At 63.8% G+C, this 15,620-nt stretch carries 10 protein-coding genes; 4 read left to right on the forward strand and 6 right to left on the reverse strand.

What is annotated here, in order from left to right; all coding sequences use genetic code 11:
- Positions 1-199: 199 nt before the first annotated feature.
- Positions 200-1,660, reverse strand: coding sequence for an NADP-dependent succinate-semialdehyde dehydrogenase (gene gabD, locus P0D80_RS03295; protein WP_408174959.1), 1,461 nt, complete (start codon positions 1,658-1,660; stop codon positions 200-202).
- Positions 1,661-1,670: 10 nt separating this feature from the next.
- Positions 1,671-2,954, reverse strand: coding sequence for a 4-aminobutyrate--2-oxoglutarate transaminase (locus tag P0D80_RS03300; protein WP_408281137.1), 1,284 nt, complete (start codon positions 2,952-2,954; stop codon positions 1,671-1,673).
- A gap of 123 nt (positions 2,955-3,077) precedes the next feature.
- Here P0D80_RS03300 and pdxR point away from each other — a divergent pair, with 123 nt between their 5' ends.
- On the forward strand, positions 3,078-4,583 hold the full coding sequence (gene pdxR / locus P0D80_RS03305; protein ID WP_408281140.1) for a MocR-like pyridoxine biosynthesis transcription factor PdxR: 1,506 nt from the start codon (positions 3,078-3,080) through the stop codon (positions 4,581-4,583).
- Positions 4,584-4,593: 10 nt separating this feature from the next.
- Here pdxR and P0D80_RS03310 read toward each other — a convergent pair whose 3' ends face one another.
- The 4 genes from P0D80_RS03310 to phnC all read right to left on the reverse strand — a co-directional run bounded on the left by P0D80_RS03310 (position 4,594) and on the right by phnC (position 8,461).
- Positions 4,594-5,430, reverse strand: coding sequence for an EamA family transporter (locus P0D80_RS03310; RefSeq protein ID WP_408281141.1), 837 nt, complete (start codon positions 5,428-5,430; stop codon positions 4,594-4,596).
- Between the two features lie 267 nt (positions 5,431-5,697).
- Positions 5,698-6,540, reverse strand: coding sequence for a phosphonate ABC transporter, permease protein PhnE (gene phnE, locus P0D80_RS03315; protein ID WP_408281143.1), 843 nt, complete (start codon positions 6,538-6,540; stop codon positions 5,698-5,700).
- A complete protein-coding gene (phnD, locus tag P0D80_RS03320) occupies positions 6,537-7,514 on the reverse strand; it encodes a phosphonate ABC transporter substrate-binding protein (protein ID WP_342960398.1) in 978 nt (325 codons plus the stop codon). The genes phnE and phnD overlap by 4 nt, the downstream gene beginning before the upstream one ends.
- A gap of 41 nt (positions 7,515-7,555) precedes the next feature.
- Complete coding sequence (phnC, locus tag P0D80_RS03325) at positions 7,556-8,461, reverse strand: phosphonate ABC transporter ATP-binding protein (protein WP_408174952.1); 906 nt, start codon at positions 8,459-8,461, stop codon at positions 7,556-7,558.
- A 292-nt stretch (positions 8,462-8,753) separates the two neighbouring features.
- On the opposite strand from phnC, the gene P0D80_RS03330 reads away from it, so the two are divergent.
- The 3 genes from P0D80_RS03330 (at position 8,754) to P0D80_RS03340 (ending at position 15,596) form a co-directional block, all read left to right on the forward strand.
- Positions 8,754-9,788: a M14 family zinc carboxypeptidase gene (locus P0D80_RS03330; RefSeq protein ID WP_408281146.1), complete on the forward strand. Its 1,035-nt coding sequence runs from the start codon at positions 8,754-8,756 to the stop codon at positions 9,786-9,788.
- Positions 9,785-10,585 carry an alpha/beta fold hydrolase gene (locus P0D80_RS03335; RefSeq protein ID WP_408174949.1) on the forward strand — a complete coding sequence of 267 codons (801 nt, stop codon included), beginning with the start codon at positions 9,785-9,787 and terminating at the stop codon, positions 10,583-10,585. Before P0D80_RS03330 ends, P0D80_RS03335 begins: the two co-directional genes overlap by 4 nt.
- A gap of 169 nt (positions 10,586-10,754) precedes the next feature.
- Complete coding sequence (locus tag P0D80_RS03340; protein WP_408281149.1) at positions 10,755-15,596, forward strand: NAD-glutamate dehydrogenase; 4,842 nt, start codon at positions 10,755-10,757, stop codon at positions 15,594-15,596.
- Positions 15,597-15,620: the final 24 nt, after the last annotated feature.

A 15,620-nucleotide genomic window follows, 5' to 3' on the forward strand; every position in this document is an offset into this window, starting at 1 on the left:
CGGCTACGTGCGCTGCGGTCAACTGCCGCAATTGTGCCAGCAGTTTAACGACAGGACGCGGCAGAATAGGAATCCGTTGTGGTTCCCGGCGGAAGTGCAAGCGTTGTCACCACACAGCGCGTCAGTTTCCGCCGACCCAACGAAAAAACGGCCACGCCGGACATGCCGACGCGGCCGTTTCTTACTTCAAGCTTTGCGTTCAGATTCCGCCGACGCACATGTACTTGATGACCACGTAATCGTCGATGCCGTAATGCGAGCCTTCGCGGCCCAGGCCCGATTGCTTGACACCACCGAACGGCGCGACTTCGTTGGAGATGAGGCCTGTGTTGATGCCGACCATGCCGTACTCGAGCGCTTCGGCAACACGCCAGACGCGGCCGATATCGCGGCTATAGAAGTACGACGCGAGGCCGAACTCGGTGTCGTTGGCAAGACGGATCACTTCCTCATCCGAGGAGAAGCGGAACAGCGGCGCGAGCGGTCCGAAGGTTTCATCGCGCGCCACCTTCATGGCGGGCGTGACATCTGCCAGCACGGTCGGCTCGAAGAAGCCGTGGCCGAGCGCATGACGCTTGCCGCCGGTGACGATGCGCGCGCCTTTGGCGAGCGCGTCTTCGATATGCGATTCGACCTTGAGCACGGCCGTTTCGTTGATCAGCGGACCTTGCGTGACGCCGTCTTCGGTGCCGCGGCCAACTTTGAGCTGTTCGACGGCGACGCGCAGTTTCTCGGCGAACGCGTCGTAGACCTTGTCGTGCACATAGAAGCGGTTCGTGCACACGCAGGTCTGGCCGCTATTGCGATACTTCGACGCAATCGCGCCGGCCACCGCGGCGTCCAGATCCGCGTCGTCGAATACGATGAACGGCGCATTGCCGCCGAGTTCGAGCGACACCTTCTTGACCGTCGGCGCGCACTGCGCCATGAGCAAACGGCCGACCGGCGTCGAGCCGGTGAACGACAGCTTGCGCACGATCGGATTGCCTGTCATTTCCGCGCCGATGGCTTTCGGCTCGCCCATCACGACGTTGAACACGCCACGCGGCACACCGGCGCGTTCAGCCAGTACAGCCAGTGCGAGCGCCGAGAGCGGCGTGGCTTCAGCCGGTTTGACGATGATCGGGCAGCCCGCCGCGAGCGCCGGACCGACTTTGCGGGTGATCATCGCGGCCGGGAAGTTCCACGGCGTGATGGCGGCACAGACGCCGATCGGCTCTTTCGTCACGACGATGCGTTTGTCGTTGGCCGGCGTCGGAATGGTGTCGCCGTTTACGCGCTTGCCTTCTTCCGCGAACCATTCGAGGAACGACGCCGCGTACTGGATTTCGCCCTTGGCTTCGGCGAGCGGCTTGCCCTGTTCCGTGGTGAGGATCTTCGCCAGATCGTCGGCGTTCTCCATCATCAGGTCATGCCATTTGCGCAGGATCACGGCGCGCTGCTTCGCGGTCGTAGCACGCCAGGCTGGCCAGGCCGCATTGGCCGTGTCGATGGCGCGGCGGGTTTCCGCCGTGCCCATGCGCGGCACCGTCGCGATCGTTTCGCCCGTGGCGGGGTTCTTCACTTCGAAGGTGGTGCCGTCGTCGGCGCCTTGCCATTCGCCCGCGATGTACGCGTGGGTCTTCAGAAGTGATGGGTCTTTCAAGCTCAACGTGGTCATGTATGTATCCTTAGGCCGCAACGGTGACGCTGTCCTTGATCACGTCTTCGAGAATCGCCATGGCTTCGTCGAAGACCGCGTCCTGAATCGTGAGCGGGAACAGGAAACGCACCACGTTCGAATAGACGCCGCACACCAGCAGCAGCAAGCCGTGTTCGAGCGCGCGCGTCTGCACGCGCTTGGTGAACTCCGCATCCGGCTCCGTGCCGCCTGCCTTGCAGAACTCGACCGCGACCATGCCGCCGGGGCCGCGCACGTCGGCGATTTGCGGCACGTCGCTTTGCAGCGCGATCAGCTTGGCCTTGACGCGGTCACCCAGCACCGTGGCGCGCTCGCAGAGCTTCTCTTCGTCGATGATATCGAGCACCGCATGCGCGGCGGCAACCGCCAAAGGATTGCCCGCGTACGTGCCGCCGAGCCCGCCGGGCGCCGCGGCGTCCATCACTTCCGCACGGCCGATCACGCCCGACAGCGGCATGCCGCCGGCGAGGCTCTTGGCGACCGTCATCAGATCGGGCACCACGTCGTAGTGATTCATGGCGAACAGCTTGCCGGTACGCGCAAAACCCGTCTGGACTTCGTCGGCGATCAGCAGAATGCCGTGCTCGTTGCACAGCTTGCGCAAGGCGCGCACGAATTCGGCCGGCGCCGGATAGAAGCCGCCTTCGCCCTGAACCGGTTCGAAGATGATCGCGGCCACGCGTTTCGGATCGATATCGGCCTTGAAGAGGAATTCGATGGCCTTCAGCGAGTCGGCCGTGGTCACGCCGTGCAGCGGATTCGGGAACGGCGCGTGGAACACGTCCGACGGGAAGGGGCCAAAGCCGATCTTGTACGGCGCAACCTTGCCGGTGAGCGCCATGCCCATCAGCGTGCGGCCGTGGAAGCCGCCGGTAAAGGCGATCACGCCCGGGCGGCCGGTCGCGGCGCGGGCGATCTTGATCGCGTTTTCGACGGCTTCGGCGCCGGTCGTAAAGAATGCGGTTTTCTTCGGATGGTCGCCCGGCGCGCGCTCGTTGAGCTTCTCAGCCAGTTCGACATACGACGCGTACGGCACGATCTGATACGCTGTGTGGGTGAAGTGATCGAGCTGGTCGCGGATCGCGGCGAGGATCTTCGGATGGCGGTGGCCCGTATTGCACACGGCGATACCGGCGGCGAAGTCGATGAAACGGCGGCCTTCGACATCCCACAGCTCGGCGTTTTCAGCGCGCTCGGCGTAGAAATCGCACATCACCCCGACACCGCGCGGCGTGGCGGCGTCTTTGCGGCTTTTCAGTTCTGCGTTCTTCATGGTCATCTCCTTCGCTCCTCGGTTTTTGCGGACGCCGCACCCACAGCGCAGCACATGCAATGACTATAATAAGATTTGGCTCTTAACTTCAGAGCCATTTCAATAAAAATGTAGGAGCCAATCATGCGCGCAAGCGTTTTGTCCGACTGGCTGGCCCAGCGCCTCGACCGCGGCAACGGCCAGCCGATCTATCGCCAACTGCACCGGCTGTTGCAGCAGGCGATCCTGTCGCGCGAATTGCCGCCGGGCAGCAAGGTGCCGTCGTCGCGTTTGCTGGCGCAGGAGTTAGGCATTGGGCGCAATACCGTTACGCAGGTGTATGAGCAACTCGTGCTGGAAGGCTACGTGAGTTCGGCGACCGGGCGCGGCACGTTCGTCGCCGACAGTGCGCCGGACGAGATTGTCGGCGTGCCCGATGCCGAAGCGCCCGCCGCGCGGCCCGAGCCGGCGCCGCTGCAGGCGCGGCGCGCGCTTTCCACGCGCGGCGCGCGGCTGATCGCGGGTGCGGGCGTGTCCAAGCGGCAGTGGGGCGCGTTCATGCCCGGCGTGCCGGACGTCACGAAGTTTCCGGCGCGCGTCTGGAGCCGCCTGCACAACAAGTATTGGCGCCGGCTGCGCCCGGACCTGCTGACGTATGCGCCGGGCGGCGGCCTGGCCTCGCTGCGGCACGCGCTGGCCGACTATCTGCGCACCTCGCGCTCGGTGCGCTGCACGCCGGAGCAGATCATCATCACGACCGGGATTCACCAGTCGGTCGACCTTGCCGTGCGCCTGCTGTCCGATCCGGGCGACGTAATCTGGACCGAAGACCCCTGTTATTGGGGCGTGCGCAGCGTGCTGCACGTGTCCGGCCTGGAATCGCGGCCAATCGCCGTCGACGAGGAGGGCATCAATCCATCCGCCGACGACCTCGCGCAGCCGCCGAAGCTGATGCTCGTCACGCCTTCGCACCAATATCCGCTCGGCATGGTGATGAGTCTCGCGCGGCGCCGCATGTTGCTCGAATACGCGCGGCAGAACCAGTGCTGGATCATCGAGGACGACTACGACAGCGAATACCGCTACGGCAGCCGGCCGCTGGCATCGCTGCAAGGTCTGGATACCTCGGGACAGGTGATTTACGTGGGCAGCTTCGGCAAGACGCTGTTTCCGGGTTTGCGCATCGGCTACCTCGTCGTGCCGGAAGCGCTGGCCGAGAGCTTTGCCACCGCGAGCGCCGAGTTGTATCGGGAGGGGCAGTTGCTGCAGCAGGCGATGCTCGCGGAGTTCATCGCCGAAGGGCATTTCACGTCGCATATCCGCAAGATGCGCACGCTCTACGGACAGCGCCGCCAGACGCTGCTCGACGCCGCGGCGCACCGCTATGGCGACGCATTGCCGGCGGTGGGCGGCGACGCCGGTTTGCATCTCGTGATGCAGTTGCCCGATGGCAGCGATGACCGGCGGGTGGCGGCCGCCGCGCTGGAGCGCAATATCGTCGTGCGGCCGTTGTCGGGGTATTACGCGCAACCGGGCCTGGCGCCCTCCGGTTTGCTGATCGGCTACGCGTGCGTGCCGGATGAGGAGATCGCACCGGCTTTCAACACGCTCGCCGATGCGATCGATGCGACGTTGCCGGAGTTCGCGTGAGGGGCCTGACTTAAACCCGTATCAAAACCGCCCCCAGCGTCACCAGCGCGCACGCAACGATCCGCCGTCTGGTCAGCTTCTCCCCCATGAACAGCCAGCCGATCACCACCGCGAAGATCGAGCTCATCTCGCGCAGCGCGGAGACCATCGCAATCGGCAGATAGCGGTAGGCCTCGATGATCAGACAGTAGGCGCTCAACGCGAGCACGCCCGCCGCCATGCCCTTGAGCACCACCGCGCGGCCGATGAACAGCCCTTTGGCGCCGCCGCGCCAACGCCAGGCGAGCAGAAACTGCGGGATGTTCCAGATCAGATAGACCCACATGACGTAGCTCAGGCCATTGCCCGCCAGGCGCGCGCCGATTCCGTCGACAACCGAATATGCCGAGATGAAGAAGCCGGTGAGAAGTGCGAAAGGCACGCTCTCGCCCGAAAAGCGCATGCCGCGGCGAAACGCCAGCGAGACGATGCCGATCGACACCAGCGCCACACCGATCGCCGCGAGCGGCTTGAGCGCTTCGTGCGCGAACACCAATGCGCCGGCGAACACGAGCATCGGCGAAAGGCCGCGCGCAATCGGATAGATCTGCCCGAAGTCGCCGCTCTTGTAGGCGCGGATCAGCGCCAGCAGATAACCGAATTCCAGCACCACCGATGCAACGATGTACGGCCACGCCGCCGGCTCCGGCATGGGCAGCACGACCACGCCGACCGCGCTCACGACGAGATACGGAATCGCCATCATGCCGAGCAGCCAGACGCGATCTTCGGAAAGATGGAGAAACGCGTTCCACGTAGCGTGAAGCAGCGCGGAGAGCAGCACCAGCAAAACGACAAAGGTGTCCATCGAAGACCAGGGGAGAGGAGAAGCGAAGGCCCAGGTCCGGGCCATGAGCCCGTGATTATTCCAGCAGAACGCCGGAATAGAGGAGTGGACGACTCCAATGAAGGGGTTTTATTTGGAAAATTGAGGCGATTTGTGGCGTCAAAAAGACGCTGAAGGCGGGCGAAAACCGGCGAATGCGAATCGAACCGCTAGCGCAACGGCGCGCGGCGGAAAGCAGACGAAGCCGCGCTTCGTCAAACTTCCCGCCGGGCAATCAGGCCGCCAGCTTCAGGTCACGCGCTCACGCAGCCACGCGGACGCGAGATCGATCACCGTCACGACCACGATCACCATGATCATCACCGCGGCCGTCTGCGCATAGTTGAACGAGCGGATCGCTTCGTACAGCACCACGCCGATACCGCCCGCGCCGACCATGCCGACCACCATCGCCGAGCGCACGTTGGATTCGAAGCGATACAACGCGTACGAAATCCACAACGGCAGCACTTGCGGCAGCACGCCGTAAATGATTTCGTCGAGACTGGTTGCGCCGGTGGCGCGCACACCTTCGGCCGGACGCGGATCGATGGCCTCGACCGCTTCGGCGAACAGCTTGGCGAGCACGCCGGTGGTGTGCACCCACAGCGCCAGCACACCCGCAAAAGGACCGAGGCCGACCGCGACGATGAACAGCATGGCGAAGACCATTTCATTGATCGCGCGGCACGCGTCCATCATGCGGCGCATGGGCTGCACGATCCACATCGGCGCCATGTTGTGAGCCGACATCAGTCCGCACGGCACCGCGCACACGAGCGAAAGAGCGGTGCCCCATACCGCCACCGAGAGCGTCACGATCATCTCGTGCAGATAGCTGCGCCATTCGGTGAAGTCGGGCGGAAAGAAGTCCTTGGCGAACTGGCCCATGTTGCCGGAGTCGCTGAGCAGGTCCAGCGGACGCATGTCGGCGCTATGCCATGCGCCGCCCAACACCGCAAGCAGCGCGATCCAGCCGAGCAGCGACAGCCAGCTACGCTTGCCGGCAGCAGGCGCGGGATGACGCGCCGCCTGGGCGTCGAGCGCTTCGCTCGCACGCGCCGGCGACGTGATCAGATCGACTGTGTTCATTGCTTCGATTGCGCGGTGTTCAGCGCGCTCAGCTTCGCGTCGAGTGCGGCCAATTGGGTCTTGCGATCGTCATCGGAGAGATGCGCGTCGCTCTCGATCTTCTGCTTCTGCTGGTACAAGGCGACCTGACGGATCGGCAGCAACTGCGCATCCGACGATGCCGCGAAGCCGCTGTAACCGGTAATCGCCGCCATCACCGCTTTTTCGTGCGGATCGGTCTTCGCGTAGTTCAGGAAAAAGTTGCGCAGCTTGTCCTTGGTGGCTTGCGGCAGATCCTTGCGCCACACCAGCGGATCCGACGGAATCAGCGGCGACTTCCACAGCACACGCACTTGCGCGAACTTGTCCGGGTGTTCTTTCTTCAGCGTGTCGAGCATCTCGGTATTGTTGGTCGCGATGTCGATCTTGTTGTTCACCACTGCCAGCAGATTCGCTTCGTGGCTTGACGGCAGCATGGTCTTGAACGAAGTGTTGACCGGCGTGTTGTGCTTGGCGAACAGGTAGTAGCCGGGAATCAGCGTGCCCGAGGTGGAGTTCGGATCGCCGAAACCGAGCGTGACGTCCTTCGTATTCTTGAACACGTCGTCGAGCGTCTTGAAGCGGCTGTTCACGTTCGTGATCAGCACCGAGTAGTAACCGGCATCGCCGTTCGCATACTGGATCTTCGCGAACACTTCGCCTTGCGCGCGGTCCACCGCCTCGATCGCCGACGCATTGCCGAAATAGCCGACCTGGACCTTGTTAAAGCGCATGCCTTCGATGATGCCGGCGTAGTCCGTCGCGAAGAACGCCTTGACGTTCAGGCCGGTCTGCTTGTTCATGTCCTGAATCAGCGGCTCCCAGCGCTGTTTCAGCACGGAGGAGGAATCGGTCGAGATGATGCCGAGGTTGAGGTCTTCGGCTTGCGCGGTGGAGACAGCAGCAAAAGCGGCCGCGCCGACGGCCAGCGTGATCAATGAACGCAGGAATTTCATTGTTTGAGATCCGGTTGAGTTGACAGACTGAATGGGCGCGCTCAGTTCGAGTGCGCCGGATTGAGAGCGAACGCGTAGCGCGTCGAAGCAGATGCGGCGTTCTGAAGCGGAGTACCGCCGGCGGCATTTTTTGCGTCGATATCGTCCGCGCTTTGAGCGGATTCATCGAGTAATTCGCGGGCATCGTCGCCGTAGAGTTTCTTGAGCAGGGCCGGTGTGAGCGCGGCGGAGGGGCCGTCGTAGACCACCTTGCCGCGGCGCAGCGCGATCGTGCGCGGGCAGTACTGCATCGCGATATCGACCTGATGCAGCGACACCAGCACCGTGAGTTGATGCTCGATGTTCAGCGTGCGCAGCATCTCCATCACGCGGCGTGACGACTCGGGGTCGAGCGAGGCGATCGGTTCATCGGCGAGCACGATGCGCGCGCGCTGCACCAGCGCACGGGCGAGCGCCGCGCGTTGCTGCTGCCCGCCGGAGAGATTGGCGGCGCGTTCGCGCGCATGTTCGCCGATGCCGACTTCGTTCAACGCGGCCATCGACAACGCCCGCTCGGCGCGCGGAAAACGGCCGCTGAGACGGCGCCACCAAGGCAGCCGCGCGAGCGCGCCGATCAGCACATTGGTTTCGACGGTGAGGCGGTTCACCAGATTGAATTGCTGAAATACGAAGCCGATGTCGCGGCGAATGCTGCGCACTTCCCGCACGATGCGGCCGTTCTGCTGAATCGGCCGGCCCAGAATCGCGATCTGCGACGGCTGCGCGTCGGACGCCGTGAAGCCCGCGATATGGCGCAGCAGCGTCGACTTGCCCGAGCCGGAGGCGCCGATCAACGCAACCATTTCGCCCGGTTCGACGCGCAGATCGATTTCGTCCAGCGCCTTGCGGCCGTTGCTGAACGTCTTGCTCAACCGTTCGATACGAATTGCTTCCCGAATTGCTTCCATGAATACCCCTTGATGCATCCGGCCGCTGCCGGCATGTGTGGGGCTCATTCTAGAAAGCGTCTGTGACGGTTGAGTGAAGGCATCGCAACGTCTAGACGACTATATCTTCTCGTGTCTTTTTTTGCGTCGGCGGAAAGACAAATTGGAGTCATCCGTTCGAATGGAAAATGACATGGGTGTGACATGATTCGCATCGGCCCGCGCCACTTCAGCATGTCGGCGCCCGGCCAGGCTATATTGCGTGAATCGGTGTGCCGTCCCCATTAACCTTGCAATTGCTCGCGACATCGTCATGCAGCCTCTGAGCTTCCTTCCCGACAGTTTTGCGGAGTACGAAGATCTCAGGACGATCCTCGAGCAGGGCAGCGCGAGCTTCGCGATCTGCACCGTCTGCGAGACGACGGTGCGCGGCCGGCCATTCGCCGTTCAGACCGCGAGCATCGGTTCGACCGATCCACAAGCGCCGGCAATCGGCTTTTTTGCCGGCATTCACGGGCTCGAGCGGATCGGCTCGCAACTTGTGCTCGACTATATGCGCGCGCTGCTTGCGCGGCTCGAATGGGACGAACTGCTGGTGCGCCAATTGCAGTCGATTCGTCTGATCTTTATGCCGATCGTCAATCCGGGCGGAATGTGGGCGGCCACGCGCGCCAACCCGAACGGCGTGGACCTGATGCGCAATGCGCCGCAGAACGCCGACGAACGTGTGCCTCTGCTCGCCGGCGGCCAGCGCGTGGGCGCGTGGCTGCCGTGGTATCGCGGCCGCGAGGGTGCGCCGATGGAACCCGAGGCTTCCGCGCTCCTGCGAGTGGTCGAAACCGAACTGGCCACGCGGCCATTGAGCATCGCGCTCGATTGCCATTCGGGCTACGGCTGGAGCGACAGTATCTGGTTTCCGTACGCACGCACCCGCAAAGTGATGCCGCATTTGCCGGAAATGTACGTGCTGAAGACCATGTTCGAACGCGCGCATCCCCACCATGGCTACGCATTCGAACCACAGAGCCATCAATATCTGTTGCACGGCGATCTGTGGGACTTCGCTTACGACCGCACGCCCGCGCCCAACGTCTTTCTGCCGATGACCCTCGAACTCGGATCCTGGCTGTGGATCAAGAAGAATCCGCGCCAGTTGTTTTCGCGTCAGGGCATGTTCAATCCGGTGAAGGCGCATCGCACGGCGCGGGTGCTGCGGCGTCACGCGAACCTGCTCGACTTTCTGGCGCGCGCGGCCTTCTCGTCGCAACGCTGGCTGCCGCAAGGCAATCGTCGCGAGCAATTGCTGCAAAGCGCGATCGACCATTGGTATAAACCGGAAAGCGTATGAGTACGTGGATCCTGCTACGCGGACTCACGCGTGAAATCCGCCACTGGGGCCGCTTGCCCGGCTTGCTGCATGGCGCGGTCAATGAATCGGCCCTTCACATGGGTGTGCCCGGCCGTCTGCTGCTGCTCGATCTGCCGGGCAACGGCGAATTCACCCACTTGCGCGCGCCGTCGACGGTCGCCGACATGGTCGGCTTCGTGCGAAATGCTGCTCTGCAAAGCGGCATGCCCGGGCCGTACTGCGTGCTGGCGATGTCGCTCGGCGGCATGGTGGCGACGGACTGGGCGCAGCGGCATCCCTACGAGATCGAACGGCTGGTGCTGATCAACACGAGCATGCGGCCGTTCAGCCAGATGCAGGAGCGCTTGCGCCCTTCGGCATGGGCGGACCTGCTGGGCGTGGCCGCGCACTGGCGCGACGCGCCGCGCGCGGAACACGGCATTCATCGGCTGACGTGTAACAACGTGGAAACGCTGGGCGACGATCTCGACACCTGGAGCCGCATTCGCCGCAGCGCGCCCGTGAGCCGTGGCAATGCACTACGGCAACTCTGGGCCGCGGCACGTTTCACTGCGGACGCGGCGCGACCGGAGTGCCCGTTGCTGATTCTTTCTTCGCGGGCCGACAAACTGGTCGACCCCGTGTGCTCGGCGAAGCTCGCGGCGGCGTGGGGCGCCCTGCATTGCGAGCATCCGTGGGCCGGCCACGACCTGCCGCACGACGACCCGGCGTGGACCAGCGAACAGGTTCGCGCGTGGCTCGCGCAGGAGCACGCGGTTCCGGGAGCCGTGCTTTAAACGGCCGGACGCGCCGTGGCGGCGCATTTAGCGGCAGCGGGTATAACCTAAGTGCGGTCATCCGTCGCATGCCGGTCGGCAGGTGCATAATTCCCCTTCAGACGATGCATGCGAATCAAGCGAGTATTAAGCGATACCCGCCATTGCCGCCCAGCCGGGGGAGTTGATCATGCAAGCAAAGAACGAAGAAGCCGTCACGCACTTGCTGAACGATGTCGTCGAATTTGCGCGAGGGCGCCTGCCCGAGCCAACCTTCAAGGTCGTCGAGACCTTTCTGCGGCACTACTACGATTTCGTCGACGCCGACGATCTGCAAAGCCGCTCGATTGCCGATCTCTACGGCGCGGCGCTCGCGCACTGGCAAACGGCGCAACGCTTCGTGCCCGGCGCCGAACGGCTGCGCGTCTATAACCCGATTCTCGAACAGCACGGCTGGCACTCCGATCACACGGTGATCGAGATCGTCAATGACGACATGCCGTTTCTGGTCGATTCCGTCTCGATGGCGGTCAACCGGCAGGGCCTCGCGCTGCATTCCGTCGTGCATCCGGTGTTTCGCATCTGGCGTGCGCCCGACGGCAGTATCGCGCGGCTGATCCAGGGTGCCGAAGAAGCGACCGATACGCGCTCGCAGTTGACCTCGTTCATCCACTTCGAGGTGGACCGTTGCGGCGATGCCGCAAAACTCGACGCGCTGCGTGACGAAATCGCCAAGGTGTTGCGCGACGTGCGGGCGGCCGTCGAAGACTGGCCGAAGATCGTCGAACTCGCGCGCGTCACGATCAAAGGCATGAAAGCCGGCGAGGGCGGACCAGAAGGTCTGGAAGCACGCGCGTTCCTCGAATGGATGGTGGCCGATCATTTCACCTTTCTCGGCCAGCGCGATTACGAACTGGTGCAGCACGATATCGGCTACGGCCTGCGCGCGGTACCGGGTTCGGGTCTGGGCATTCTGCGCGATGCATTGCGGCCCGCCGGCGCCGCCGAGATCACACCCTTGCCGCCGGCCGCGGCCGAGATCATTTCCGGTTCGTCGCCGATCTTTCTGACCAAGGCCAATTCGCGGGCTACCGTGCACCGGCCGGGCTATCTGGACTATGTCGGCATCAAGATGACCGGCCCTGACGGCAAGGTGACCGGCGAGCGGCGTTTCATCGGTCTCTATACATCCACGGCGTATTTCGTGTCCGCCGCGGAGATTCCGATCGTGCGGCGCAAATGCGCGAATATCGTGAGACGAGCCGGATTCCTGCCGAAAGGTCATCTCGCGAAATCGCTGGTCACGGTGCTGGAAACCTATCCACGCGACGAACTCTTTCAGGCCGAAGAGAATCAGCTCTACGATATCGCGCTAGGCGTGCTGCGATTGCAGGAGCATCAGCGCACCCGGCTGTTCGTACGGCGCGACCGCTTCGATCGTTTCGTCTCGTGCCTCGTGTTCGTGCCGCGCGACAAGTACAACACCGATCTGCGCCAGCGCATCGCCAATCTGCTGGCCGACGCGTTCAACGGCGAGAGTGTCGAGTTCACGCCGCTGCTGTCGGAGTCCACGCTGGCGCGCATTCACTTCGTCGTGCACGCGAAGCCGGGCGGCATGCCCAACGTCGATACGCGCGAACTGGAAGCGCGGCTCGTGCAGGTCTCACGCCGCTGGCAGGACGATCTCGCCGATGCGTTGCTCGACGCCTTCGGCGAAGAGCAGGGCAACCGTCTGCTGCAACACTACGGCGATTCGTTTCCCGCCGGCTATCGCGACGATTATCCCGCCCGCACGGCGGTGCGCGATATCGAATTGATCGAACGCGTGCAAGGCAGCGAGCGGCTCGCCATGAACCTGTACCGCCCGATCGAATCGGGCCCGCGCGCGTTTCGCTTCAAGGTGTATCGCGCGGGTTTGCCGATCGCCTTGTCGCGCAGTTTGCCGATGCTCGAACATCTCGGCGTGCGTGTCGATGAAGAGCGGCCCTATCTGATCGAGGCGCTGGGCGCGACGCCCGCGTGGATTCACGACTTCGGCCTCGAACTCGCGGACGACGCGGAGTTCGACATCGAGCGCGTGAAGGATCTCTTCGAAGAAGCGTTCGAGCAGGTGTGGACCGGCGCGATTGAAAGCGACGATTTCAATCGACTCGTGTTGCGCGCGCAATTGAATGCGCGCGAGGTGACGATCCTGCGCGCGTACGCGAAGTATTTGCGGCAGGTGGGCTCGACCTTCAGCGACGCGTACATCGAACGCGCGGTGACCGGCAATCCGGCGATAGCGCGCATGCTGGTGGAACTGTTCATCGCGCGCTTCGATCCGGTATTGGGCGAGACGCGCGAGGCGCGCGTCGACGGCTGGCTGCGCTCGATCGACAGCGCGCTCGACCAGGTGCCGAATCTCGACGAAGACCGCATACTGCGGCAATTTCTCGGCGTCATCAAAGCCACCAAGCGGACGAACTACTATCGCTTCGATGCCGACGGACATCCAAAGCCGTATCTGTCCTTCAAGTTCGATCCCGCGCAGGTGCCCGGCTTGCCCGAGCCGAAACCGATGTTCGAAATCTGGGTGTACTCGCCGCGCGTGGAAGGCGTGCATTTGCGCGGCGGACGCGTGGCGCGCGGCGGCCTGCGCTGGTCGGACCGGCGCGAGGACTTCCGCACGGAAGTGCTCGGCCTGATGAAGGCGCAGATGGTGAAGAACGTGGTGATCGTGCCGGTCGGTTCGAAGGGCGGCTTCGTGGTGAAGAATCCGCCGCCGCAATCCGAACGCGACGCATGGATGCGTGAAGGCATTGCCTGCTATCAGACTTTCCTGCGCGGCCTGCTCGACCTGACCGACAATCTTGCCGTCACGAGAGTGGTGCCGCCGCCCGACGTGGTGCGTCACGATCCCGACGATCCCTATCTGGTGGTCGCCGCCGACAAAGGCACGGCCACGTTCTCCGACTATGCGAACGCGATCTCGCAGGAATACGGTTTCTGGCTCGACGACGCTTTTGCATCGGGCGGCTCGGTCGGCTATGACCACAAGAAAATGGCCATCACCGCGCGCGGTGCATGGGAGTCGGTCAAACGGCACTTCCGCGAAATGGGCGTGGATACGCAGACCATGGACTTCACGGTGGTCGGCGTGGGCGATATGTCCGGCGACGTGTTCGGCAACGGCATGCTGTTGTCGCCGCATATCAAGCTGGTGGCCGCGTTCGATCACCGGCATATCTTTCTCGATCCGAATCCCGATCCGGCGGCCAGTCTTGCCGAGCGCGGGCGCCTGTTCGTTCTCGACCGTTCGAGTTGGGCCGACTACGATCCTTCGCTGATCTCGGCGGGCGGCGGCGTGTTTCCGCGCAGCGCCAAGACGATCCCGCTGTCGCCGGCGGTGCAGTCGGTGCTCGGCATCAGCGCGCCGGCGCTCGCGCCCGCTGAATTGATGCGCGCGATACTGCAGGCGCCGGTCGATCTGCTGTACAACGGCGGCATCGGCACCTATGTGAAGGCGAGCCGCGAAACGCATCTGCAAGTCGGCGACCGCGCCAACGACGCGATCCGTGTCAACGGCGCCGATCTGCATTGCAAGGTCGTGGCCGAAGGCGGCAATCTCGGCCTCACGCAGCTCGGCCGCATTGAGTTCGCGCAGCGCGGCGGCCGGATCAATACCGACGCGATCGACAACTCCGCGGGTGTGGACTGCTCGGACCACGAGGTCAACATCAAGATTCTGTTGGGGCTCGTCGTCTCCGACGGCGAAATGACGGAGAAGCAACGCAACGCACTGCTCGCCGAAATGACCGACGAAGTCGGCTTGCTCGTGTTGCAGGACAACTACTACCAGACGCAGGCGCTGTCGATTGCGGGCCGCTACGGCGTCGAATTGCTCGATGCGGAAGCGCGCCTGATGCGCTACCTCGAACGTGCGGGGCGTCTGAATCGCGTGATCGAGTTTCTGCCGACCGACGAGGAAGTCGCCGAACGGCAAGCCGCCAAACAAGGGCTCACCACGCCGGAGCGCGCCGTGCTGCTCGCCTACAGCAAGATGTGGCTGTACGACGCGCTGCTCGAATCGTCGATACCGGAAGACCCGCTCGTCAGCGACATGCTGGTCGAATACTTTCCGAAGCCGTTGCGGCAGCGCTTCAGCGAGCCGATGCAGCGCCACCCGCTGCGCCGCGAAATTCTCGCGACGCATCTGACCAACGCGTTGGTGAATCGGGTGGGTTGCGAGTTCGTGCACCGGCTGATGGAGGAAACCGACGCGCAGCCCGGCGACATCGTGCGGGCCTGCATCATGGCGCGCGACGTGTTCGATCTCGACGACGTCTGGCGCAGTATCGACGCGCTCGACAACCGCGTCGCCGACGACATCCAGGCGCGCATGTTCGTCGAAGTCGCGCGGCTCGTCGAGCGTTCCGCGCTGTGGTTCCTGCGGCAACTGCAGTCGGGCGCGGTCAGCGACCGCGACGTGGCCGGCCTGCTCGCGCGTTGCCGCGACGCGGCGCAACGCCTTGCGCCGCAATGGCCTGCACTCTTGCCGAGCGCCGATCTCGAAGCGCTCTCCGAGCGGCAGCGCGTGTTCGCGGACGCCGGCGTGGATAGCGAATTGGCGGTGCGGATCGCGAGCGGCGAGATTTCGGCTGCGTTACTCGATATCGCCGAAGTGGCGTCGACCTCCGGGCGCAGTCTCGAACTGGTGGCCGGGGTCTATTTCGCTCTCGGCACGCTGCTGAATTCCGGCTGGATCAGTGAACGCGCGGCCGCGTTGCCGGCGCCCACGCACTGGGACATGCTGGCGCGAGCGACGGCACTGGCCGACATCGCGCGTCTCAAACGCGCGTTGACGACGAGCGCATTGGCCAACGCTGACGAAGCATCCACACCCGAGGCACTGGTCGAGGCATGGCGTGAGAAGCGCACCGCGCAACTGGAGCGCTACGCGCGCCTCCTGGCCGATCTGCGGGCCACCGGCGGCGCGAGTCTGTCGATGCTGCTGGTGATCGTGCGTGAAATGGCGGCGCTCGAAAGGGCATAACACGGCGCAAGGCGAGGGAAGGCG

The sequence above is a fragment of the Paraburkholderia sp. RL17-373-BIF-A genome, from assembly GCF_046030175.1.
Lineage (GTDB): Bacteria > Pseudomonadota > Gammaproteobacteria > Burkholderiales > Burkholderiaceae > Paraburkholderia.

Coding starts and splice junctions, on each gene's coding strand:
- P0D80_RS03300 (WP_408281137.1), bottom strand. CDS start 2,954: ATGAAGAACGCAGAACTGAAAAGCCGCAAAGACGCCGCCACGCCGCGC.
- gabD (WP_408174959.1), bottom strand. CDS start 1,660: ATGACCACGTTGAGCTTGAAAGACCCATCACTTCTGAAGACCCACGCG.
- phnE (WP_408281143.1), bottom strand. CDS start 6,540: ATGAACACAGTCGATCTGATCACGTCGCCGGCGCGTGCGAGCGAAGCG.
- phnD (WP_342960398.1), bottom strand. CDS start 7,514: ATGAAATTCCTGCGTTCATTGATCACGCTGGCCGTCGGCGCGGCCGCT.
- P0D80_RS03310 (WP_408281141.1), bottom strand. CDS start 5,430: ATGGACACCTTTGTCGTTTTGCTGGTGCTGCTCTCCGCGCTGCTTCAC.
- P0D80_RS03340 (WP_408281149.1), top strand. CDS start 10,755: ATGCAAGCAAAGAACGAAGAAGCCGTCACGCACTTGCTGAACGATGTC.
- P0D80_RS03330 (WP_408281146.1), top strand. CDS start 8,754: ATGCAGCCTCTGAGCTTCCTTCCCGACAGTTTTGCGGAGTACGAAGAT.
- pdxR (WP_408281140.1), top strand. CDS start 3,078: ATGCGCGCAAGCGTTTTGTCCGACTGGCTGGCCCAGCGCCTCGACCGC.
- phnC (WP_408174952.1), bottom strand. CDS start 8,461: ATGGAAGCAATTCGGGAAGCAATTCGTATCGAACGGTTGAGCAAGACG.
- P0D80_RS03335 (WP_408174949.1), top strand. CDS start 9,785: ATGAGTACGTGGATCCTGCTACGCGGACTCACGCGTGAAATCCGCCAC.